This window comes from Isoalcanivorax pacificus W11-5 (assembly GCF_000299335.2).
GTDB classification, from domain to species: domain Bacteria; phylum Pseudomonadota; class Gammaproteobacteria; order Pseudomonadales; family Alcanivoracaceae; genus Isoalcanivorax; species Isoalcanivorax pacificus.
In genome coordinates, this window is the sequence record NZ_CP004387.1 from 1,184,672 (window position 1) to 1,209,232 (window position 24,561).

Below are 24,561 nucleotides of genomic sequence, written 5' to 3' on the forward strand. Positions count from 1 at the left end.
GAGTATGAGCGTTATGTTTTTCCGGTTTTTGCGTCAGACGTCCGACGTCAGACGTCCGACCTTCCCCACCCCGGAGACCCCCACCCCATGAACGCCGCCCTGCGTACCATCGCCGAACGGTTCGCCCGTTTGCCCGAGCACAAACAGCGTGATTTTCTCACCGCCCTGCAACAGCAGGGCATCGACTTCGCGCAACTGCCGATGGTGCCCCGCGCCGAAGACGGCCCCTGCCCTTTGTCCTTCGCCCAGGCGCGGCAGTGGTTTCTCTGGCGGCTTGATCCCGCCGGCACGGCGTACCACATCAGCGGTGCGCTGACACTGACGGGGCTGCTTGATGTGACGGCCTTGCGCACAGCGCTGGCGACATTGGTATCGCGGCATGCCGCATTGCGCACCCGCTTTATCGAAACAGAAGACGGCCACGCCTTGCAGGCATGCTTGCCGCAGGGGGAGGTGCAGTGGCAGGAAGAAACCCTGGCCGATCCGTCACTGGCGCGCGAACGTGCCGAAGCGATTGCTGCCGCGCCCTTTGACTTGCGCACCGGCCCACTGTTGCGCGCAGCCCTGTTACGCACCGGCGCGGACGAACAGATACTGGTATTGGTTGTGCACCATATCGTCGCTGACGGCTGGTCGATGCAGATTCTGTTGCACGAACTGATGCAATGCTATGCCGCAGGAGGCAGCACGACACTGCCGCCTTTGCCAGTGAGCTATGCGGACTACGCGCTCTGGCAACGCCACGCCCTGGAGGCTGGCGAGCGCGAACGGCAACTCGCCCATTGGCGCGCACAGCTGGGCGAGGCACAACCCGTGCTGCAATTGCCGACGGACGCACCGCGCCGCGCCGGCGCTCACTACACCGCCGCGCGCCACACGCTACACTTGCCGGCCTCATTGATGAATGATCTGCGCGGCCGGACAGCAGGGCAGGGCGTGACCCTGTTCATGGCATTGCTGTCGGCGTTCCAGGTACTGCTGGGCCGGCGCAGCGGTCAGGACGACATTCGCGTCGGCGTGCCGCTGGCCAACCGGCAGCGCACGGAAACCGAAGGCGTGATCGGCTTTTTCGTCAACACACAGATAATGCGCGCACGATTGTCACCGGACATGACGCTGGATGAACTGCTGCAACAGGTGCGCAGCACCACCCTGGCCGCGCAATCGCATCAGGACCTGCCGTTCGAGGAACTGGTGGAGGCACTGCACCCGGCGCGCAGCCTCGACAGCAGCCCGCTGTTCCAGGTGGCATTTGATCACCAGCAACAGGGCGATGCAGAGCAGGTAACCCTGCCGGGCGTGACGGTGAGTGCGTTTCCGCTGCGGCCGCGCCAGGCACAGTTCGAACTGGCGCTGGCAACGCTGGCCCAGGCCGACGGCAGCGTGACGGCCACCTTTACCTACGCGCGGGAATTGTTTGAAGCAGACACCATTGCCGCACTGGCCGCGCAGTATGAAACACTGGTCACCGCCCTCGTGCAGACGCCTGACGCCGTGCTGGGCGATCTGCCCCTGCTGACCGACGGCGAACAACGCACATTAACGGCCTGGGGAAAATCGCCTGCCACGGCGCCGGCCTTTGTACCGGCGCATCAACGGGTCAGTGACCAGGCACGGCAACGGCCCGATGCCGATGCACTGATCACACCGACGGGCACGCTCAGTTACGCCGAGCTGGAGGCACGGGCGAATGCCCTCGCGCATCAGTTGATCGCGGCGGGCGTGTGTCCCGAAACGCGGGTCGGCGTGGCCTTGCCCCGTGACGCGGGTCTGATTATCGCGCTGCTGGCGATCCACCGCGCCGGGGGCGCCTATGTGCCGCTGGACCCGTACTATCCGGCGGACCGGCTGCGCTACATGATGGACGACAGCGGCATGCGCCTGCTGCTGACAACGCAGACCCTGTTGCCGTCGCTGCCCGTGCCGGAAAAGGTCGAGGTACTGTGTGCCGATCCACTGGCGGATGACGCGCCCACGCACCCACCGGATGTGGTGTTGCATCCCGAACAACTGGCCTATCTGATCTATACGTCCGGCTCCACCGGCCGCCCGAAAGGGGTGGCCGTGGCGCACGGTCCGTTTGCCATGCATGTGCAGGCGATCAGCGAGCGTTACGGCATGACGCCGCAGGATCGTGAACTGCAATTTGCCTCGGTCTGCTTCGACGGCGCGCACGAACGCATCTGGGTGCCGCTGATCAGCGGCGCCGCGCTGATGCCGCGCGATGATGAACTCTGGCCGGTGACGCGCACCTGCGAGGAAATCGCCCGCCACGGCATCACCCTCGCCTGCTTTACCCCCGGCTACCTGCGCCAGATCGCCGAACTGGTCGGCGAGCCGGCCAGCCGCCTGCCGATCCGCTCCTACACCGTGGGCGGCGAAGCCATGCCCCGCGCCACGCTGGCGCTCGTACAGCAGGTGCTCAAACCGCCACGCATCCTGAACGGCTACGGGCCAACGGAAACCGTGATCACGCCGACGCTTGGCTGTGCCTTCCCCGACAGCCCCTGCGCCACGTCGGCGATGACCATTGGCACGCCAGTGGGTGATCGCAGTGCCTGGGTACTGGACGACACACTGCAACCGGTGCCACCGGGGCAGTCTGGAGAACTGTACCTCGGCGGCAGTGGGCTGGCGCGCGGCTATCTTGGCCGCCCGGCGCTGACCGCAGAGCGGTTTGTGGCCGATCCATTCAGCGACACTGGCGCGCGCCTGTACCGCACCGGCGACCGTGTGCGCTGGCTGCCGGACGGCACGCTGGATTATCTCGGCCGTATCGACCAGCAGGTGAAAGTGCGCGGCTTCCGCATCGAACCCGGCGAAGTCGAAGCGCAATTGCTGGCGCAACCGGCGGTGCGCGATGCGGCCGTGATGGCCTGCGATGCACCGGGTGGCACCGCGCTGGTGGCCTGGGTGTCGTTGCAGGGCGACAGCGATGCCACGCGGTTGCGCGCGGCGCTGGGCGAGACACTGCCGGACTATATGGTGCCGGCCGTGATCACCGTGCTGGCGGCACTGCCGCTGAACGCCAACGGCAAAGTCGATCGACAGGCCCTGCCGGCACCAGTGTTTGCCAGCGAACAACCTTATGCCGCACCGCAGGGCGACATTGAACAGATGCTGGCGCGCCTCTGGCAACAGGTGCTGTCGGTGGAGCAGGTGGGCCGCGCCGATAATTTTTTTGATCTCGGTGGCGATTCCATTCTCAGCCTGCAAATTGTCGCGCGCTGTCAGCAGGCCGGCTGGCAGATCACCCCGCGCCAGATGTTCGAGCACCAGACCATCGCCGCACTGGCCACCGTGGCCGAGCCTGTTCAGGCCACACACATGGAGGAGAAACGCGCAACCCTGCGTGATCTTCTGCCGGACGAACTGTGTGACAGGCTGGCGCTGAATGAAGCACAGATCGAAGACGTCTACCCGCTGTCGCCGACGCAGGAAGGCATGCTGTTCCATTCGATGGAAGAGCCAGGCATGTACATCAACCAGCTCAGCATCGCGGTGCAGGGGCTGGATGCCGAGCGGCTGGCGCAGGCCTGGCGCACGATGCTGGCCCGGCACCCGATCCTGCGCAGCGGCGTGCTCTGGCAGCCGGGCATGCAGCGCCCCCTGCAAAGCGTATGGCGCGATGTCGAGGCGGAAATCCATCATCTCGACTGGCGCGGTGAGGCAGGCATGACAGCGCGCCTGGAGGCATTCCTGGCGCAGGACCTGCAGGCCGGCTTCGACTGGCAACGGCCGCCGCTGTCGCGCCTGACGCTGATCCGCACCGGTGACGATGCACACCAGCTGATCTGGACCCGCCACCATCTGCTGGCCGATGGCTGGGCAGATGCGCGCCTGCTCGGTGAATGGCTACGCTGCTACGCCGGCGAAACACTGCCGCCACCGCCGCCGGGTTACGGTCACTATATTCGCTGGCTGCAACGACAGGATCAGGACGCCGCACGGGATTTCTGGCACAGCGCACTGGCGGGCCAGGAGGGCGCCACACTGCTTGCCGCCACGGCCACCGCGCAGCCGCGCACCGGCTATGAACGGATTTATACCCGCTGGGACGGCGACGTGACCGCGCGCCTGCAAGCCTTTGCACGCGCCCAGCAGATCACCCTGAATACGCTCGTGCAGGCCGCCTGGGCACTGGTGCTGCAAGGCTGCTGCCAGCGCGAGCAGGTGATGTTCGGTGCCACCGTTGCCGGGCGCCCGGCAACGCTGCCGGGAGCACAGGAGATGGTGGGCCTGTTTATCAACACGCTGCCGGTGCCGGTGAACACCGCCCCGCACCAGACCGTGGGCGAATACCTGCGCACCGTGCAGCACACCAACCTGCAACTGCGCGAATTCGAATACAGCGCACTGGCCGATGTGCAGCGCTGGGCCGGTGCGGCAGGCCGGCCACTGTTCGACAGCATCCTGGTGTTTGAAAACCATCCGCTGGATGAGGCGCTGCGTGACACCGGCCGCTACGGGCTGCGCTTTGGCGCCATGCACGGCGAAGGGCTGACCGGTTACGCCATGGACGTACAGGTGCAGGTGGAGGACACACTGGAAATCGAATACTGCTACCGCCGCGCCGATTTCAGCGATGCCGAGGTGCTGCAGGTGCGCGCCCGCATGGAGCAGATGCTTGCCGCACTGAGCGAGGAGGCCTCGCGGCCGCTGGGTGAACTGCCGCGTATCAGTGCCGACGCTGTCCGGCAACTGACGGCCTGGGGCAGCAACCCGCCTGCCGAACAGGACGACCGGCCCGTGACGGCGCTGATTGCCGGGCGTGCGGCACAGCAACCGGCGGCGCTGGCGGTATCGCTGGGCGACAGGGAGCTGGATTTCGCCACCCTTGATGCCGAGGCGCACCGCATGGCGCAGCGGTTGCGCGCGCGGGGTATCGGTACGGAGACGCTGATCGGCGTGTCACTGCCGCGTTCACCAGAGTTGCTGGTGACCTTGCTCGGCATCCTGCGCGCGGAGGCCGCCTACGTGCCACTGGACAGCGCGCTGCCGCAGGAACGGCGCCGTTTCATGGTCCGTGACAGCGGCCTGCGCGCACTGATTACCACCGAGGCACTGCGCGCCGACAGCGACACGCTGGGCGCACCGGCGATCTGGACGCTGGAGGACCTGCTGCAACAGCAAGCGCCGGCGACGCCGCTGGCGCAGGTCATTCACCCGCAGCAACTGGCGTACATGATTTACACCTCCGGCTCCACCGGCCAGCCAAAAGGTGTAATGGTGACACACGGCCCGCTGGCAATGCATTGCCGCGCGGTGGCTGCGATGTACGACATGCCGCCCGGCAGCCGCGAATTGCATTTCATGTCGTTCTCGTTCGACGGCGCGCACGAACGCTGGCTGGCGGCGCTGTGCCAGGGCGTCGGCCTGGTGCTGCGCGACGACGAGTTGTGGAGCGCCGAACAGACCAGCGCCGTACTGCGCGACCGGCAGGTGGATGCCGCCGCCTTTCCGCCGGCGTACCTCGGCCAGTTGGCCGAGTGGCACGCCGCAGGCGACGCGCCGCCGCCGGTGTCGCTGTATGTGTTCGGTGGCGAGGCCATGCCCCGCGATACCCTGGCGCGCATTCGCGATACCCTGCGTCCGCGCTGGTTGCTGAACGGCTACGGCCCGACCGAAACCGTGGTGACACCGCTGATCTGGAAGGTGCCGGCGGACACTGAATTCACCACACCCTTCGCCCCCATCGGCCGCGTGGTGGGCGAACGCACGGCCTGGATTCTGGACCCGGCGATGCAGCCGGTGCCGGCCGGGGCCATCGGCGAACTGTACATCGGCGGGTACGGCCTGGCGCGTGGTTACGCCGGGCGTGCCGCACTGACCGCCGCACGTTTTGTCGCGGACCCGTTCAGCCGCGACGGCGGCCGTCTGTACCGCACCGGCGATCTGGCGCGCTGGTTGCCGGACGGGCAGGTGGAATATCTCGGCCGTGCCGATCGTCAGGTGAAGGTGCGTGGTTTCCGGATCGAACCCGGTGAAATCGAAGCCGTCCTGCGCGAAGTGCCGACGGTGCGCGATGCGGCGGTGGACGTCCACGACGGGCAACTGGTGGCCTGGCTGGAAAGCGATCAGGACGACAGCCAGGCTGCGCGTCAGCACCTGGCCGGCCGTATGCCGGATTACATGGTGCCGGCGCAGTTCATGACGCTGCCGGCCTTGCCGCGCCTGATCAGCGGCAAGCTCGACCGCCACAGCCTGCCGGCACCGACCTCCGCTGCCGGGACGGCGTACGTGGCGCCCTGTTCGGACACCGCACGGCAACTGGCGGATATCTGGCAGCAAGTGCTGGGCGTGCCGCGCGTCGGCATGACCGATCATTTCTTTGAACTGGGCGGTGACTCGATTCTCAGCCTGCAAGTGATTTCCCGCGTGCGGCAGGCTGGCCTGCCGATCACGGTACGGCTGCGCGACCTGATGCGTTATCCCACTCTCCAGGGTTTGATAGAACACGCCGGGCAGACGCACGAGCACACCGCCGAACCCGTGGCAGTGACGACGCTGCCCACCGGCCCGGCACCGCTGACGCCGATCCAGGCGTGGCTGTTTGAGGAAGACATTCCCTCACCGGATCATTTCAACCAGTCTGTGCTGTTGCGTGCGAAAACGCCGCTGGATGAGCATGTGCTGCGCGAGGTTATTGCGCGGCTGGTGGCCCATCACGAAGGGCTGCGGATGCGCCTGGTGCGAAGCGGCGACGGACAGTGGCGGCAGGCACCCGTTGCATCGGACGACAGCGCGGGCATCCTCTGGGTGCGCGATGCGTGCAGCGCGGAGGATATTCTGCGTATTGGCGAGGCCGCGCAGCGCAGCCTGTCGTTACAGGACGGCCCGGTGATGCGCGTGGTGTATCTGCGCATGGCGGACCAGTCATCGCGCCTGCTGATCGTGATCCATCACCTGTTCGTGGACGGTGTTTCCTGGCGTGTGCTGCTGGAAGAAATGCAGGGGCTGTATGGGGCGCTGTGCGGGGGAGAACCCTATGCGCTGCCGCAGGCCAGTGCGCCCTTCAGCGCCTGGGCGCATTATCTGGCCACCCGCGCGCCTGCCTTGCAGGGCGAAGTGGATTACTGGCACACCCAGCTCCAGGGCGTGGCCGATATTCCCCGCGACCACGACAGCCTGAACCTGACCGGTGCGGACCATTCCCTGCGCTGCGAGCTGGATGAAACCCTGACCGCGCAATTGCTGCGCGAAGCACCTGCCGCCTACGACACCAGCATTGATGACCTGCTGCTGGCGGCGCTGGCCCGCACGGTATGGCAGTGGAGCGGTGAACACAGCACGCTGGTCAACCTGGAAGGGCACGGCCGCGAAGGCGATGACGCCGGCCTGGACCTGAGCCGCACCGTGGGCTGGTTCACCAGTGTGTATCCCTTGCGGCTGGTGCAGGGGCAGGCGGCACCCGGTGCCCTGATCCGCGCGGTAAAAAACCAGCGCCGTGCGGTGCCGGGCAAGGGCATCGGCTATGGCGTGCTGTGGTATCTCGGCGACCAGACGGCCCGGCAAAAACTCGGCATCGCGTCACCGCGCATCACCTTCAATTACCTCGGCCAGTTCGATCAGAGCTTTTCCGATGACGGCGATTTTCAGCCGGCACTGGAATCTGCAGGACGCGAACGCAGCGATGCCGCCCCACTGGCAAACTGGCTGGAAATCGTCGGGCATGTGTACGGACAGAAGCTGACACTGAACTGGATTTTCAGCCGGCATCAGTATGAGGTGGAAACCGTCGAGCGGTTGGTGACGTTGTATGAAAACGCGCTGCGGGAACTGGTAGTGCATTGTGTGGAAAAAGTGGCGGGGCGGCGACAGCGGCGACGCGCCTAGCGGGTGTCTGGTGGTGGCCGTGCGCGGCAAGCCCGCGTTGATTCGCCTCCGGCTGCTGGATCACAGGCGGTCAATCAATAGCCTTGCTCACGAATAAGGAGCGCACCCTGAAACGCCACGAGATGAACTGCTACAAGGTGCGCCTGTTCGCCGCGCCGGCGGGCATCGGCATGAGCCTGGCGCCGGCGACCACAAGCCATCGCCGACCGTCGGTCAGGCCGGGGCGTTCATAAAGACGGTCTTTCCCGGTGCGCGCAGCGCCGTCGGGTCATTGAACACCTCAGGCAGTGCGCTGAGGGCATGACAGGCGCCGACGATGTCGGGTGCGCCATCCGCGAACAACCGTCCCAGGTACTCAAGCTGCCTGGGATTTTCCTTGAACAGCACCCAGCGGTAACGAATGCCCTGCTGACGCGCCGCGAGGCGTTTTTTCAGATAGGTCTTGCCGCTACCCGCCAGCCCGCGAACCACTCCGTTGTCGGTGACAGAGCCGAGGACGGGGTTGCTGGTGGTGACGTAGGCCCGGCCCGGTGAGCGGCGGCGCTGCAATACGTCCATCAAGGGATCATGCTCGCGGTGGTCACCGGCCGGGGTGGCGCAGTTGACAATGATGTCCGCGCTGATCGCCGACATCGCGGACGGATCACGGTAATCGACAATGTCATGCGCGCCGAGGCGTTGCAGCCATTCCCGGTTCTGGCGGGATGCCACGGCGGTCACCCGCGCACCCCAGCGCAACGCCAGGATCACCGCAATGGAACCGACACCGCCGCTGGCGCCGTTGATGCAGACCTGTTTTCCACGCGTTGTGTCCGCCGACAGATTCACCGCGGCCAGGGCTTGCAGGGCGGTCAGCCCGGCGTAGCCGAGGCCCGCAGCGACGGTGTCGCTGAGTGCGTCATCGATGGGCGCCAGGCAGTGACGCGGCAGCGTGAAAAGGTCTGCATAGGTGCCACCGATTCGGGGTGACGCGGCCACCAGCACGCGCTGGCCCGGCTGCAAATCCGTGATGCCTGGACCGGTCGCGACAACGCGGGCGACGGCGTCTCTGCCCAGCATCAGCGGGAAATGCCCTTTGGGATTGAGTAACGGCGCGCCGTAGCCCCGGGCCACCAGGGTGTCAATCGGATTGATGGACGTGCCGATCAATGCAAGCTGGGCCTCGTATTTGCCGGGTGCGGTGCATGCGGGCACCGGCTGTAAAACCAGCGTGCCGGGTTCGTAGCCATTGATCATGTAAGCGTTCATTGCCTTCTCCCCGGGCGCATCAGGTGTCCGTTGCTGCAGTGGTGAGGGTACAGAAGAACGGAAACTGCCCGAGTATCCGCTCTGCCTGTTCGGTCGCGGTGTGGGCGGGCAGGGTGATATTGACCGCTGTGCCATGCACCTTGTGGTTTTCCACGGTGAGCGCGCGCACCGTGATGCCCGCATCCTGCAGGGCTGCCCGCAGTGTTTCGGCAATTTCGCGGTGCCTGAGTTCAGGTTTGAAGATTTTGCCGACCCCGGTGAGCGGCATTTCATCGATAATGCGGATCGCTTTCGGCTGTGCAGCGCGTTCGTTGATCTCGTTGCGGGCGAACGTCATCAGTGCTTCGGCGGTGGCGGTGGCCCCGGCACGCAGTTGCACATAGGCCACTGGCACCTCGCCCGCATGAAGGTCAGGGCGCCCCACCGCTGCAGCCACTTCCACCGCCGGGTGGCGATGCAGTGGTTCTTCGATGCTGGCCGGATCGATGTTGTGACCGCCACGGATGATCAGTTCTTTCTTGCGACCGGTCAGCCAGAAATAACCGTCGGCATCCTGGCGCCCCAGATCGCCGGTATTCAGCCAGCGCTCGCCATCGTCATCGTCGATCCAGAGGCCCTTGTTGTGCTCTGCCACCTTGTAGCCGGCAAAAACGTTGGGGCCACGGATGACAATGATGCCCACCTCGTTCACTCCGCAGTCGCGCTGATAGCGGCCTTCGTCATCCAGGATCACGGCTTTCATCGGCTGGCCCGGGATACGCAGTCCGATGGAGCCCAGGCGTTGTTCGCCCAGTGGCGGATTAACGCTGCTGACACAGGTGCCTTCGGTAAGCCCGTAGCCTTCCAGAATTTTCAGGCCGGTGCGTTCTTCGAACGTTCTGAACACTTCCACCGGCATCGGGGCGGCGCCGCACAGGCCATACTCCAGCGAATCAATCCGGTGTTGGCCGACGGGCACCTGCAACAATGCCGAGTAGAGCGTCGGCACACCGCTGAAGAAATGAATCTGGTGGTGTTCCACGATTTCCCAGAAGCGTTTTACCACGCCATCGCCGCGATACCCCTGCGGCGTGCCAAGCACCACGTGGGCCCCCAATGAAAACGGCAGCCGGCCGGTCACCAGCACCGCGTTGACATGGAACAGCGGCAGCCCGCAGAACAGGTTCTTGCCCGTGCCCACGCCATCGCCGAGAAACTGCGCGGCGCTCCAGACATTGGCCACCTCGTTGCGGTGTCGGCGCATCGCCAGTTTCGGCGTGCCGGTCGTGCCGCCGGTGCAGAAATAGGAGGCGATGTCGTCGCGGTGAATGATGCGCCGGCTGCGCAAGTGGCTGCCGGGCTGGCGGCGGCGAGCGCGATTGAAGTCATGCAGTGCGATGCGGCGAGGGATGGCACGCCGTACGCCTCCCAGGCCATGCAGGCCGACCGCTTCGCGCTTCTGCAGCAGCCCCGCCACCTTGCCTTTCAGTCCATGCACATGATCGGCGATGTTGAGCAGCACCAGGTGGCGCAGGCCGGGCACCTCCTGAATGGCGCGCTGTACCTTGGGCCAGAGATCCGTGCCGGGGAAAGGCGCCAGCGTCACCAGTACGGTGGCACCGGCCGCATTCAGGAGTTCCGCGATGGCGGGCGCTTCGAGCAGGGGGTTGATGGCACAGACAATGCCGGTGGCTTCGCCACCCCAGATGGTGAGATGGGTCTCGGGCAGGTTGGGCAGCACGTAGGCTATGACCGTGTTTTTATCTGCGCCCAGAGAGTGAAAGAAGTTGGCTGTCTGATGAATCCGGCCTAGCAGTGCCCGGTACGTCCAGGTCTGTGGACGGCGGTGCGAGGCGGTCTGCAGAAAAAACGACAGCGCTGGTGCGTCCGGTGCCAGGTCGTGACCCTGCCGGATCATCGCATAGGTGCTGTCCGGTAAAGCCAGCGAGTCTACGGCCTGCTCCCTGGTGGTCACATCGGCCAGTGAACTGATCCCGGACGCAGCGCTCATGCTTCATCCTCGACGGTGTGCCGTTGCGTGCCCAGATTGAGGTGGCCATCGCCGCTGGTAATGGTGGATTCCATCACATCCCCGGCCTGGAGATAGTGCTTGCGGCGTTTCTGCGACTTGACGAACAGCTGCCATTTTTTTGCCTCCGGCAGCAGGCCGACCATTTTTACCAGCGCAGGTTTGGGCAACCCCAGGGCGCAGCCCGACGGCGTGCCCGTCATCAAGACATCGCCGGGTGCAAAATCCTGGACCTGCGAGTATTCCGTCAGGGTTTCTGCCGGCTTGAAGACCAGATTGTCGGTGCTGTCCTGTTGTCGCGTGTCCCCGTTGACGGTGAGGTGCAATTGCATCTCGCCCAGGTAGTGCATTTCGCTTTCCCTGAGCAGGCACAATACCGGACCCAGCGGGCAAAAGGTGCGATAGCTCTTGCCCTTGTGAAACTGCATTTGCGGAATCTGCACATCCCGCGCCGACACGTCATTGCCGATACAGATACCGGCCACATATTCATGCAGGTTGTCGTCGGTGACCTGCACCGGACCGTCGGTGCGTTTGCCCAGCACCAGCGTCATTTCGATTTCGTAGTCCAGCAGTTCAACATGGCGCGGCTTCACGATGCGGCCCGTCGGCCCGGTGATGGACGCCGATGATTTGGTAAAGAACATGTTGAAGCTTTTGTCAGCCGGGTTCATGCCGGAATCGATCATGTGCTGGCGGTAGTTGGCGCCCTGGCACAGCACCTTGGCATCGTGGGTGATGGGAGACAGCAGCACGACGTTGCCGGGATCCAGTGTTGGCTGATCGGTGGCAAGGCGGCTCTGGACTCCGTCATAGCCCAGCTCGATCAATGCGGACGTGGTGGTGCAGGGGGCGTCAATGGGCTGAATCCGGGCGCCATCGAGCAGGCCCCAGCGGGTCTGGTCCTGATGGTGAAAACGGACGATATGAATGGCCATGATAATGTTCTCCAGTCAGCCAAACAGTTTGGCGAGGGTGATGAGTTTTTTCAGCGACAGGTCGGGGCTGTGGCGCAGGTGGTGCAGCATGCCTTTGAGAGCCGCAGGCGTGAGTTTGGGTTTGGTGAAACTGGCCGGCATGTCCTGGCCCCACTGGGCCATGGCCTCCCGGCTTACCGGGTGGACTCCCATGGGATGGTCCGCCGTAAACACATCGCCATCGCAATAATGTTCGTGCTTGGCGCCCCACGGGTCCTGCCAGTAATCGAAAATCTGGCTGCCGAGGATATGCCGTCCGATGCCCCAGGCGTGTTGCCAGCCGCGCGCTTTCAATATGCGTTGCCCCATGCCCACCGCATCGGCGTCGATCACCTCATAGGCGCTGTGGCTGTACAGCGGCATGAAGCCCTGGGCCATGGCGAGGGTATGGTGATCCGCCGGGGTATTGCCGAGATCCAGGCGCAGGAACACCACGGCCGGTGAACCGTCCGGGAGGACCTGCACATCGCTGGGGATCAGACCGAAGTGCCGGGTGTACCACCCGCAGGTCGCCTGGAAATCAGCGACCTCAAGCACCAGATGGCCGAGCCGCAGTACTTCCGGCGGGCTCACCGGCGGGCGTTGCGTGTCATTGACGCGGAGCTGTTGCGCAGCGGTGTTGAACGGCAGCGCGTCGCGATGTGGCAGCGGTTCAGCCGGGGTCTGCCCGCAGATCGCCTCGACCGTGAACCCGGACGGGTCGGTCAGGCGCACCAGTTCGCCGCCGCCGGGATACTCCGCAGGCTGCATCGCGGAGGCGCCGGGAAGCTGGCTCAGCCGGGTCAGATCTTCGCGCGAGGATACCGTGAACCCGAAGCCGATGAAGCGCGCTTTTTCTGCGCGCCGCACGCAATAACAGAACGGCTCCGGACCGGCGCCGCGCAAATAAAGGGCTTGCGGTGAACACGACGCGGTCTGCAGACCAAAGTCGCTGAGAAACTGCCCGGCCTTTTCCAGATCAGGACGCTCGAACAGCAGATATGCCAGCGCCAGCGCCCTGACAGTCGGGTCAGGATGCCGCGCGGGTTGGGGTGTCGTCAGCTCAGCCATCATTTTTCGCCTTGTGTCGTCCAGGTCTGTTTCAGCTGTTCGGTGCGCGGGCGCTTGAAGGTCTGGCGCGCGGCGGCCACGGCATTACCCATGGCGGATGCAGCCAGCTTCCCGAACCGGGCGCGTTCCGGTTGTAACCGCGCGGCGCGTTCTGCCGGGTCGGGAGCGGGCAGAATGCGCGGGAAGGCGCCGCCGCGCAGCGGCCCACCTTCGACCGACGCATGCCGGTAGTGGATCGGCATGCGCTTGCTGGAGGGCGCATAGATCACATCATCGCCGGTCCAGCGCAGCGCCAGTGCGCGACGGCGACGCTTGCGCGAGGCGTTGCCGTAGGAGCCATGCAGGGTCAGGGGATGGAAAGCCAGAATATCGCCAGGCTCCATGTCCCAGTCGATCAGATCGTACTGGCCCGGGTTGGCATTGATATCGGGAATGTCTTCCATGTCATCGTCAATGATGCTGGCCACATAATCCGGCGAGATGGCCTTGAAGCGCTGCGGCCATCGGTGCGAGCCCTTGACGTAAAGCAGCCCGCTGTTCTCCCGGTTCACCGGGTCGCAGGGAATCCAGAACGAGCAGATCTGCTCACCGCGAATCGGCCAGAAACTCAGATCCTGATGCCAGGGGGTGGGGGCATCGGTGCCGGGTTCCTTGACGAACATCTGGTCGTAAAAGAAGCGTACTTCCTCCGACTTCATCAGTTGCCGGGCCAATTCCGCACAGGGGCTGTAATAAATCAGGTCGCGCAGGATATCGATGCGTTTCCAGAGGAAAATATCCATCTGGTAGCCCTCGACCTTGCGCGACATGAACCTGCCGAGCACGGAGCTATTGTGCCGGGCCTCTTCAATACCGGCTTCGACCATGGCCATCCAGTTGGGGTCCATAGCCTGTTTCAACATGATGACGCCGTCTTCCTGATACGTCCTGATCTCTTCTGCCGTGAGTGCACGGCGTGGCTGGGCTACGAACGGCATGGGCGGGGTCTCCTGTTGCGTCGGCCCGTCGAGGCCTGATTCAGCTCAACTGCAATTATGGGATTTAATTCAATATTGAAACTAATGTCAATAACGGGTAAAAAGGTTCTCGTTCCCCTATCTCACGAGCTTGCTGACGAGACTGCGATGACGAACGGATCTGATGGGCTGCCCCGGACGACGGATGTACTGGTGATTGGCTTCGGCCCAGTGGGTGCGGCGCTGTGTGCGTTATTGGGGCGCTACGGCGTGACCACCCTGGCGGTGGACAAGGTGGCGGCGGTGATGCGCGCGCCACGCGCCATCGCACTGGACAACGAGGCGCTGCGTATCCTGCAGATGGCCGGGCTGGGGGAGGGGGCGTTCGAGCGGCTCGCCATTCCCGAGGTGCGCATGCATTGCCCTTACCTCGGTCAATTCGGCCGGGCCAACACCAGCGGCACGATTGACGGGCACCCCAAGCTGGTGACCTTCTATCAGCCGGATCTGGAACATGCCTTGCGGCGACAGGTGGCGGCCTACCCCTGCGTGGCATTTCACAGCGGCTACGAGCTGGTGAGTTTCACCCAGGCGGAGGCAGGGGTGACGGCGCAACTGAAGGACGGCGCTGGCGAGATACACGAGGTGGTGGCGCGCTATCTGGTGGGTGCCGACGGCGCCAGCTCAACCGTGCGCGGCCTGATCGGCCAGGGCTTTGAAGGGCAGACCTATCCGGAAGACTGGCTGATTGTGGATGCGATACGCCGGGAGGAGAAGGCGATCGACCATGTCGAGTTCATCTGCCACCCCGACCGGCCGATCCCCCATATGCCTGCACCGGGAGGGCGCGAGCGCTGGGAATTCATGCTCAAGCCCGGCGAGACAAAGGAAGAGATGGAGCGGCCGGAAAAAGTCGCCGAACTGCTCGCCCCCTGGATCGCGCCGGAAGACCTCGTGATCGAGCGCAAGGCGGTGTATCGATTTCATGCCCGCTGCTGCGAATTGTTCCAGCAGGGGCGGGTGTTTCTGGTGGGCGACGCCGCCCATATCACGCCGCCCTTCGTCGGCCAGGGGCTGGTGGCAGGGCTGCGGGACGTGGCCAACCTGGGCTGGAAACTGGCCTGGGTGGTCAGGGGGCAGGCATCGCCTGCGCTGCTGGACAGCTATGACACCGAGCGCCGCCCGCATGCCAGAAAGATGATCGGCCTGGCCAAGCTCATGGGGCATCTGGTGATGCCCCGCAATACCTTCAAGGCCCTGGCGGTACACGGCGCCATGCGCCTGTGCCGGTTCATACCGCCGTTGCGCCGGCAGCTTGAGGAGCTGGAAATCAAACCCCCCAACCGCTTCCGCGAGGGATGCCTGGTCAAGGGCCGCGCGCGCAGGGGAGTGTGCCGTGGCGCGCTGCTGCCGCAGGGGTTTGTCCGGCATCAGGGCCAGATCTGTCCCAGCGACGAGGTGTTCGGTGATCACCTGACGCTGGTCGGTTTCGGTGTGGATCCGCGCCAGTATCTGGATGAGGCCGCCCAGGCTCGCTGGCAAGCCCGCGGCGGTGCCTTTCTGCAGGTCGGATTGCGCGGGCAACGACCCGGAGCGCACACCGCCTTTGCCGAGGACCTGTCGGATGCGCTGGCGAATAACCGGTCCCGGGGCACCGTGATGGTCAGCCGCCCCGACCGCGTCATCATGCACGATGGCCCGGCACAGGAGGCGCAGCGTCTGGTGGACGAATGCCTGCAAGCGCTGTGACAGGCGTTTTTGATGAAGCACTCTCAATATTGATATGTTCCCAGTATGATGAGCCCGGTACGAGGAGGTCCACAATCGGTCTGACGGGGCAGTTCATGGCAAAGAAAGCAGCGGCAAACACTCTGACGCGTGGTTACAAGAAAAAGGCGCGCACCCGGCAGCAACTTCTGGACGCTGCGCTGCGCATCTATGCCCGCACCGGCGTGGCGGGCCTGGCGCTCAATACGCTGGCGGAAGAGGCAGGGGTGTCCAATGGCACCGTCTATAACTACTTCCGCACGCGCGAGGAGGTGCTGGAAGCAGTGGGCCTGGAACTGGCGGTCCAGCTTTCGCAGCAGATACTGGTATTCAGTGAGGGCGTCAGCAGTGGTGCTGAGCGCCTGTGTATCGGCGTACGCACTTTCATGGGCAAGGCCCTGGATGACCCCGAATGGACGCGCGCGCTGATCACTGTGGTGCGCTACGCAGAAGGCATGCGTTCTGCCCTGGCCAATTACCTGCGGGCGGATTTGCAGGCAGGGCGTGAGCAGGGCGATTTCGACTATGCCAACGAAGAGATGGCCATGGCCATGGTGATGTCCGCCACCATGGGCGCCATGAATCTTGTCGTGGAAGGCATCGAGATGGAGCATGCGGATCGCGTCGCGGCTGAAATGATTCTCCGGTCGCTGGGAGTGAGTGCCAGCAAGGCCAGGAAGATTGCCAGCCTGCCGCTGCCCAGAACTGCGGACTAGCAGCCATTTGAGGTGTGTTCATGAGCCGATTAAACGGCTGCGCCTCCCAACTGATCCCCGGCACTGGCCGCAAACCATTCCAGAATATCGTGACGCTGGTGCGCGCTGTGCGGGTGCGCCAGCAGTCCCTCCACCAGAAACGTCGCCACCGTCGCCAGGGTGGCGCAGCGTGATGCCTCGACGCCTGCTGTTTTCAGGGCAAAGATGACGGTGCTTTCGACGAACTGATGAAACTGGTCATGCCAGGCACGAATGACCGGTGACTGGTCCAGGCGACTGTGCACGGTGGCGACCATCTCGCGGCTCTGTTCGAGTTCGTCCAGAAGCCAGGCCATCTGTGCTTTCAACGGCAAGCCGCCCATCGCAGGCAGGTGTTGCAGGGTCTGCGACAGCAAACGGTTGAGCACGCCCACCAGCAACTCATCCTTGCTGGCGTAGTACCAGTAGAGCGTATTGGGCGCGACATCCAGTGCACGGGCGATTTGCTGCATGGAGGTGGCCTCGAAGCCCTGTTCCATGAACAGACGTGCGGCGGTCTCTTCCAGGGCCGCCTTCTTTACCTTTGCGTCCACATCCCGCTTGTTCTTGGCCATGGCGCCAGCTCCAGGGGTAAATCAAGTCATCTTGTATGGCATTCAAGAGTGCTAGTCTCACACCTTGAATAGCATACAAGACAGCGCATGCGAGACAACCCCGTCTGGAGAAAGGATCCATGGAATCATTGCGATACAGCCCTGCGGACCTGACCTGCCGCATCGAGCGTACCGGCTACTACTATCAAGGGACCTGGTGTGCCGCCACGCTGTACCGGCCCGCTGCCACAGGCGATGCCGCGTTGCCTGCGATCCTCATGGTCCATGGTTGGGGCGGTACCCAGGATACGCTGACTGTGCCCTTTTATGAGGAATTCACCCGGGCGGGATTCGTGGTGATGAGCTTCGACTACACGGGCTGGGGAGACAGTGCCGGGCTGCCCCGGCATACCATCTCGGCCCGTGGACGCGTCAGGGAAGCCGATGCCGCGCTGGCGTTTCTGAAATCCCGGCCGGGCGTCGACAGGAACAGGATTGTGGTGTGGGGCACATCGTTCGGAGGCGGCCATGCGGTGGAGCTGGCGGCGGAGCATCCGGAGCTGCTCGGCGCCATCGCCCAGGTGCCGATGCTCGACGGGCTGGCGGCGGTGCGCGCGGTGCCGCTGGCACGGCTGCTGCGCTTCGGCCTCTACTGCCTGGTCGATCTGATCAAGCCGGGCCAGCCCGTTTATATCCAGGTGGTTAGCGCGCCGGGCGCTTTTTCCAGTATGGATCGCGATGATGCCGGCAAGGCGCTGGCCCTGGGGGAGCAGAGCGCCGGGCGGGGTTATGACAACCGCGTTGCGGCGCGCTCATTGATGACGATGGGGCCTTATCGTCCGTTCAAACGCCTGAGGGATATCCGCATTCCCACGCTGCTGCTGGGTGCCACCGGCGATAGCGTGGCGCCCTTTATAGAAGGGAAAATCCGGCGGGTGAACAACCCGCACCTCACGGTGGATACCGTAGAAGCGAATCATTTTGAACCCTACTTCGAACCGGTGTTCAGCAGTGTTATCAGCAAACAACTGGCGTTTCTGAAAAGCCTCGTCGCCTGAGCAGCGCGGTGTGCGGGGCGGGTTCAAGGTCTGCGGGTTCCAGGAAAGTACTGCACCCGCAACTGTCTCGGTCACTGTTCGTAGGCCAGACGCGGAAAGCGTGTGCCTCACGGCCTCCATCTCATGCTGCAAGGCCGCCACCGCCTGCTGATAATCCAGTGCGCGTTGGTCGTTCAGTTGCTGCTGATGGTCGAGGGCCTCCCATTTCGCAAGCGTATCGGCCGGATAATGGCGCTGCCGCAGGTCGCGGATAATTTGTGCCCGCGTCGTGACATCGTCGACACCCGTCAGGAGCAATGCCCGTTTCCGCTGATAGCGGCCATCAATTCGCCAGCCTGCCATTGCCGAAGGCGGAGAGTTAGGCCTACCCGCCTTGCGCATTTCTGAATAAAACGCCCGGCCGGATGATTCATGAACGGCCCTGGCCAGCTTCCAGGTTCAGCCTGACTACACGCCTCTCTGTTTCGCGCCTCGCCTTGTGCGTGCGCCATGCACTGGCTGTGCCCGCCGGGCAGCCTTCCTGGCCCGCGCTTGTCGTGAAGCGCTTGCCTGCCTGACATCACGCTCTTCACAAAGCGCTGCATTATCTATAAAGTGAACGCGTGTTCACAAACAATAACCCCTGTTCAGGAGGCCCAGGCATGACCACTTCGATGTCCGAACCCAAGCCTTCGAAGGGCTGGCTGGCAAAGCTCTCGACGATCACTGACATGTTCGCCTATCCGCTACGCACGTCCCACTATGTGGAACTGGTGAACCCGCTGTGGACCACGCACCGCATGCACGCGAGGGTGGTGGAGGTGTGGGACGAGACCCGCGACTGCCGCACCATTACCCTGCAACCCGGCGCCAACTGGCGGCTGCACCGCCCCGGTCAGCACATCCGTGTCGGCATCCCGGTGGACGGCCGGCATTACACCCGTACCTATACCATTTCATCGCCGCCGGAGCGGGATGACGGCCGTTTCACGATCACCGTGAAAAAGATCGATGGCGGTCGCCTGTCGCACCATATCGTGCGGCACCTGAAAGTGGGCGACCACATTCCCGTGGGGCTGCCCCAGGGCGATTTCTATCTGCCGGACGCCTCGCCGATCCAGCCGCTGTTCATCACCGCCGGCAGCGGCATTACCCCGGCCATGAGCATGTTGCGCAGCCTGATTGCGCAGCAGCGCCTGCCGGACACCGTCCACATCCATTACGCGCCACACGAATTCGACACCATTTTCGGCAAGGAACTGCGCAAGCTGGATGCCGGGCACCGTCATTATCATCTGCACGAAGTGCACACGCGTAAGCAGGACGGCCGTGCTGCCCACTTCAGCCGCGATGCGCTGGAAAAGTTCTGCCCGGACTGGCGCGAACGGGATTGCTATGCCTGTGGGCCGCCGGGGCTGCTGGCGGCACTGGAGCAGACCTGGGAAGACGCAGGCCTGTCGAACCGGCTGCATATCGAACGGTTCCGCGCCGAGCTGGCGCCGATCCCCGACGACGCGGTGGGCGGCAAGGTGCGCTTCGCACGGAGCGGTGTTGATGTGGACGCGGACGGCCAGACCAACCTGCTGCGCCTTGCCGAGGACGCCGGGCTGAACCCGCCGCACGGCTGCCGCATGGGTATCTGCCACACCTGCAACACGACATTGAAATCCGGCTGCGTGCGCGATCTGCGCAGTGGCGCATTCATCAACGAGCCCGGTGCCATCGTGCAAGTCTGCGTGTGCGCCACCGCCGGCGACTGTGAACTGGATATCTAGGGAGAGCGTGATGAGCAAACGACAAGGCTTGCCCGTGGACCTCACGGCAGAGCAAATCGACGAATTCGGTCGCGAGATGGATGCCATCTATTACGAAACCCTGGCCTCGCGCGGTGAAAAAGACCGGCGCTACATCCTGCGGCTGATCCGTATCCAGCGCAGCATGGCGCTGTTCGGGCGGCTCACCATCTACGCCAGCCTGTTCCTGCTGCCGGCCTGGCCCCACGCCCTGGCCGGCTGGGGCAGCACCCTGGCCGTGATGGCGCTGGGCGTGATCATGCTGGGCCTGGCCAAGATTCTGGAAAACATGGAGATCGCCCACAACGTGCTGCACGCCCAGTGGGACTGGATGAAAGACCCGGAGATCCAGTCCAACACCTGGGAGTGGGACACCATGAGCCCCTCCGACCGCTGGATGCATTCGCACAATGTGGTGCACCACACCTGGACCAACGTGCTGGAGAAAGACCTGGATGTGGGGTACGGCATCATGCGCGTGACGCCCCTGCAGCCCTGGAAGCCCGCCTATCTGTTGCAGCCGATCTACTTCGTGCTGCTGATGCTGCTGTTCGAGGAAGGCGTGGCCCTGCACGAGCAGGCGATCATCGACGTGGGCGAAGGCAAGAAGAAGCCCAGGGAAATCCTGCCGCTGATGAAACACATCGGCCGCAAGATCTGGGGCCAGGTGCGCAAGGACTACATCATGTGGCCCGGCCTTGCCGCGCTGGTGGCGATCCCGGTTTCCTTTTACGTGCCGGAGTCACCGCTGACGGTATTTCTGTTGGTGGCCGGTGCCAACGCCGTCGCCAACGTCATCCGCAACATCTGGGCGTTCGTGATCATTTTCTGCGGGCATTTTCCCGCCGACGTCTACAACTTCACCCAGGACCAGGTGGAAGGCGAATCCCGTGGCCAGTGGTATATCCGCCAGTTGCTCGGCTCTGCCAACATCACCGGCGGCCCGCTTTTCCACGTGATGTCCGGCAATCTCAGCCATCAGATCGAGCACCACCTGTTTCCCGATCTGTGCAGCAACCGCTATCCGGAGGTGGCGCCACGGGTGAAAGCGCTGGCGGACCGCTACGGCCTGCCGTACAACGCCGCGCCGCTGTGGCGGCAGTTCGGCACGACATGGCTGAAGAACCTGCGGCTGGCGTTTCCGGGAGGCACCTTGCCGCCGGAGCCTGCCCGCGCCTGAGCCTGTCGACGGTGGACCGGCCGCGTGGCACGCGGCCGGTCACAGCGTCATCGCCACCTCGTGTCAAAGGGGTGTGCATGAGCAGGACACATCACCCCCCAAGACACTCGGCCAGCATCTCCGCCATATCTTCCCGCACTTGCCTTGCCGCGTCCGGCACGACCTGCATCAACCGCGCAAAGTCATGCACCATGCCGTCGTAGATTTCCAGACGGGTATCCACACCGGCGGTGGTCAACCGGCCGGCGTAGGCGATGCCTTCATCGACAAGCGGATCGTGTTCAGCCAGACCAATAAAGGTGGGTGGCAAATCCGTCAGTGAGCCGGCATTCAGCGGCGAGAAACGCCAGTCGTTGCGATCGCGTTCATCGCGCAGGTAATGGCCGAACATCCATTGCAGCGTCTGTTGCTCCAGCAGATAGCCGGTGTCGTAGCGCTGGTGCGAGGCGCTGTCCTGGCGGGCACTGGTGCAGGGGTACAGCAACGCCTGGGCGCAGGGCAGCGGCCAGCCGTGATCGCGTGCACTCAGGCACAGCGTCGTGGCGAGCGTGCCGCCGGCGCTGTCGCCGGCCACGGCGATGCGGGAGGCGTCAATGCCGAGTGATGCGCTGTGTGCGAGCAACCATTGGTAGCTGTCTTCCGAGTCTTCAAACGCGGTGGGGAAACGATGTTCCGGCGCCAGCCGGTAATCCACCGCAAACACCACGCAGGGCGTCAGCGCTGCGAGGGCGCCGCACAGGCCATCGTGGGAATCCAGGCCACCGACGGTATAGCCGCCGCCATGAAAATACAGCAGCGCCGCGCGGGTCTCCCCGGGATCATGACGGCGCACCGGAATCTGCACGCCATCGCGCGCGGTGAACTGCAAGGCGGATGTGGCAACCTGCGAGGGCGCGTCCAGTTGCGTCGCGGTGCGGTCGTACAGCGCGCGTGCTTTCTCAACGGACAAGGTGTGGAAGGGGGGATGCCCCTTGTCGCGGGCCAGAGTGAGAAAGGCATCGAGATCAGGGTGCAGTGACATGGGTTTCCGTTCCTCTGATTTATTCCTCTGAAACAGAACGGGGCCTTGCGGCCCCGTCGGTGTTGCAGTGTGCTCAGTAAGTGTAGCGCATGGTCAGCATGTAGTTGCGCGGGTCGCCATAGTGGTTCTGGCGGCTCCAGGCGGAGACAGCGGAGTAGTACTCCTTGTCAGTCAGGTTATTGCCTTTGAGCGTCACGTCGAAATGGGCATTGAGGCGATAGCCGACCATGGCGGACAGCAGTGCAACGCCGCCTTCTTCAGTCTTGATGGCGCCATCCTGGGAATAAATGCTGCTTTGCGCATTGACACCCGCACCGATACGCCAGCCTTGCAGCCGGTTGTCGGAAAAGCGGTAGCGGGCCCACAGTGCGAAATTATGTTCCGGTGTGTCCGGCGACAGACGCAGGCCGTCCTGGGCACCGTTGAGAAATTCGGTGTCGATATAGGCGTAGCCGGCGGTAATGTCGAGACGATCGAGCGGACGGCCGCTGACCGACAGCTCGACCCCTTCACTGCGTGCCTTGCCCGCGTTGGCCATCGGCCACGGGTTCTGGTCCGGTGTCGGTGTCACACCGGTCACATCCACGGCACGATCCTTGTCGTTGATCTGGAAGAGGGCGGCTTCCCAGTTCAGGTCGCCTTCGAAATATTCGCCTTTCAGGCCCACCTCGATCTGGTCGCCGGTACGCGGCTCCAGCGGACGGAAGTTGATGTCCTGGTCGGATTGCGGCTGGAAGATGGTGGTGTAGCTGGTGTAGGCGGTGAGTTCTTCCGTGATGTCGTAAAGCACGCCGACATAGGGCGTGAACTCGTTGTCGATCTCGAAATCACCGGACGCATCGCGGTTGTTGCGGCTCTCCCACCAGTTGAAGCGGCCACCCAGCACCAGTGTGGTCCGGTCGGTGACAGAGAAATCACCCTGTGCGTACAGGCCGGTCTGGGTCGTGGTGGTGGTGGGCAGGTGCGAAATGCTGAATGCCGGTTCCGGTGTGTTCGGGTCCGGATTGAAAATGTCCTGCGGGATGGTGCCGCTCGTGCCGCCGCCCCAGTCGAGCTGCGTCTTGCCAATCTGGTGTGAGGCGCCCACCAGCACGCGGTGCTCACGCCCGAACCAGTTCACTGGCTGGCTGGTGTACACGTCCAGTGAGCTGTCACGCAGGGTGTGCTTTGAACGCCAGGGGAACATGTCGATCACGTTATTACCGACAGAGGGCTGGCTGTTGCCGGCGCTGCTCTGTTTGATGTCGGTGTAGCGCTCCATGGTGTTGGCCTTGATATGGAAACTGCCACCGTTGGCAAACCTGTGTTCCAGTTCGGCAAAGTAGCGCTGGAACAGCTCGTCCTTGTTGTCCCATTTGGAACCGAGGAAGATTTCCCGGTCCAGGTCCAGCAGTTTGCCGTCATCCCGGGCAGGCAGGCCCAGGTTGGGTGTGCCGTTGCCATTCTGCTGCATCAGCCCCACGGAGAAAGTGGTGTCCGGTGTGATGTCGTACTCAAGCGTGCCGTAGATAACGGTCTTTTCGTTTTCAACATAGTCAATGTACGAACCGCGATCTTCATAGACCGCCACAAAGCGTCCGCGCAGCCGGCCACTGTCATCCAGCGGGCCGGTGGCGTCCACTTCACCGCGGTAGGTGTCCCAGGAACCGGCCGCGGCGGCGACGCTGGCGCCGGGGGTGGTGGAGGCACGCTTGCGCACCAGATTGATGGTGCCGCTGGGCTCGCCCGCGCCCTGCAGCATGCCACTCGGGCCGCGCAAGACTTCGATGCGGTCGAAGATCGCCGTATCGAAGGCGCCGGTATCCGTATAGCCGACGTCAGCACGGTAAGGGCTGCCGTCGAGCAGCATGGTTGAGACTCGGAAGCCCCGTATCGAATAGCTCTTGGCGTTGGTGTTGAACTGGTTGACGGTTACCCCGGCCATGGTGCCCAGGGCGTCATCGATGGATTGTGAAGCCTGGTCATTCATCTGCTCACGGGTAATCACGCCCACCGATTGCGGAATGTCGCGCAGGGAGCGCTCACCACGGCCGATGGTGACGCGATTCGATGTATAGGCGCCGCTGTATTCGGTGCTGGCGTCCTTGAAGCCCTCGCCGGTGATCTCCACCTCGTCGAGTTGGGCATCCTGGGCGTGGGCTGAATTGGCAAAAACAACAAACAGCGGGGCAGAAGTCCCCACCAGGGTCGCCACGGCAAGCAGGTGGCGGAAGGAAGAACGACGCATGAAAAGCCTCCTTGTGGATCGTCGTGTCCAGGCAATGCATTGCCTGTCATCGGGCCGTTGCGAGTGACGGCTCAAATGAGAATTGATTCTATTTGCATACGGGAGTCGTTTCACGCCAAAAAGCAGGAACGGAAGAAAATATATATTTCAGGAAGGCTGAGATGGCATTTGGC

Annotated in this window: 14 protein-coding genes; 6 read left to right on the forward strand and 8 right to left on the reverse strand. The window is 63.7% G+C overall.

Features of this window, described 5'->3' with window-relative positions; translation table 11 throughout:
• Window positions 1-87: 87 nt before the first annotated feature.
• Window positions 88-7,836, forward strand: coding sequence for a non-ribosomal peptide synthetase (locus S7S_RS05330; RefSeq protein WP_008737436.1), 7,749 nt, complete (start codon window positions 88-90; stop codon window positions 7,834-7,836).
• A gap of 213 nt (window positions 7,837-8,049) precedes the next feature.
• Here the strand turns inward: S7S_RS05330 and S7S_RS19795 are convergent, their stop codons facing one another.
• Genes S7S_RS19795 through S7S_RS05355 form a run of 5 tightly spaced genes read right to left on the reverse strand, consistent with a single transcriptional unit; the run spans window position 8,050 to window position 14,096 of the window.
• On the reverse strand, window positions 8,050-9,084 hold the full coding sequence (locus S7S_RS19795; protein WP_008737437.1) for an alcohol dehydrogenase catalytic domain-containing protein: 1,035 nt from the start codon (window positions 9,082-9,084) through the stop codon (window positions 8,050-8,052).
• Between the two features lie 19 nt (window positions 9,085-9,103).
• A complete protein-coding gene (locus S7S_RS05340) occupies window positions 9,104-11,074 on the reverse strand; it encodes an acyl-CoA synthetase (protein WP_008737439.1) in 1,971 nt (656 codons plus the stop codon).
• Window positions 11,071-12,030, reverse strand: coding sequence for a fumarylacetoacetate hydrolase family protein (locus S7S_RS05345; protein ID WP_008737441.1), 960 nt, complete (start codon window positions 12,028-12,030; stop codon window positions 11,071-11,073). Before S7S_RS05345 ends, S7S_RS05340 begins: the two co-directional genes overlap by 4 nt.
• 15 nt (window positions 12,031-12,045) lie before the next feature.
• A complete protein-coding gene (locus S7S_RS05350; protein WP_238582941.1) occupies window positions 12,046-13,122 on the reverse strand; it encodes a VOC family protein in 1,077 nt (358 codons plus the stop codon).
• Window positions 13,119-14,096 carry a phytanoyl-CoA dioxygenase family protein gene (locus S7S_RS05355; protein WP_008737445.1) on the reverse strand — a complete coding sequence of 326 codons (978 nt, stop codon included), beginning with the start codon at window positions 14,094-14,096 and terminating at the stop codon, window positions 13,119-13,121. The genes S7S_RS05350 and S7S_RS05355 overlap by 4 nt, the downstream gene beginning before the upstream one ends.
• 147 nt (window positions 14,097-14,243) lie before the next feature.
• Here S7S_RS05355 and S7S_RS05360 point away from each other — a divergent pair, with 147 nt between their 5' ends.
• Window positions 14,244-15,824 carry a bifunctional 3-(3-hydroxy-phenyl)propionate/3-hydroxycinnamic acid hydroxylase gene (locus S7S_RS05360; RefSeq protein ID WP_035204777.1) on the forward strand — a complete coding sequence of 527 codons (1,581 nt, stop codon included), beginning with the start codon at window positions 14,244-14,246 and terminating at the stop codon, window positions 15,822-15,824.
• Window positions 15,825-15,919: 95 nt separating this feature from the next.
• Window positions 15,920-16,558, forward strand: coding sequence for a TetR/AcrR family transcriptional regulator (locus S7S_RS05365; protein WP_008737450.1), 639 nt, complete (start codon window positions 15,920-15,922; stop codon window positions 16,556-16,558).
• Window positions 16,559-16,587: 29 nt separating this feature from the next.
• Here the strand turns inward: S7S_RS05365 and S7S_RS05370 are convergent, their stop codons facing one another.
• Window positions 16,588-17,151: a TetR/AcrR family transcriptional regulator gene (locus S7S_RS05370; RefSeq protein WP_008737453.1), complete on the reverse strand. Its 564-nt coding sequence runs from the start codon at window positions 17,149-17,151 to the stop codon at window positions 16,588-16,590.
• 119 nt (window positions 17,152-17,270) lie between these two features.
• On the opposite strand from S7S_RS05370, the gene S7S_RS05375 reads away from it, so the two are divergent.
• The 3 genes from S7S_RS05375 to S7S_RS05390 all read left to right on the forward strand — a co-directional run bounded on the left by S7S_RS05375 (window position 17,271) and on the right by S7S_RS05390 (window position 21,140).
• Window positions 17,271-18,188 carry an alpha/beta hydrolase gene (locus S7S_RS05375; RefSeq protein WP_008737455.1) on the forward strand — a complete coding sequence of 306 codons (918 nt, stop codon included), beginning with the start codon at window positions 17,271-17,273 and terminating at the stop codon, window positions 18,186-18,188.
• Between the two features lie 641 nt (window positions 18,189-18,829).
• Window positions 18,830-19,942 (forward strand): ferredoxin reductase, encoded by a 1,113-nt coding sequence (locus S7S_RS05385; RefSeq protein ID WP_008737459.1) that lies wholly within the window; start codon window positions 18,830-18,832, stop codon window positions 19,940-19,942.
• 10 nt (window positions 19,943-19,952) lie between these two features.
• Complete coding sequence (locus tag S7S_RS05390) at window positions 19,953-21,140, forward strand: fatty acid desaturase family protein (protein ID WP_008737461.1); 1,188 nt, start codon at window positions 19,953-19,955, stop codon at window positions 21,138-21,140.
• A gap of 91 nt (window positions 21,141-21,231) precedes the next feature.
• Here S7S_RS05390 and S7S_RS05395 read toward each other — a convergent pair whose 3' ends face one another.
• Complete coding sequence (locus tag S7S_RS05395; protein WP_008737463.1) at window positions 21,232-22,161, reverse strand: alpha/beta hydrolase; 930 nt, start codon at window positions 22,159-22,161, stop codon at window positions 21,232-21,234.
• Window positions 22,162-22,234: 73 nt separating this feature from the next.
• Window positions 22,235-24,388, reverse strand: coding sequence for a TonB-dependent siderophore receptor (locus S7S_RS05400; RefSeq protein ID WP_008737465.1), 2,154 nt, complete (start codon window positions 24,386-24,388; stop codon window positions 22,235-22,237).
• Between the last annotated feature and the right edge of the window lie 173 nt (window positions 24,389-24,561).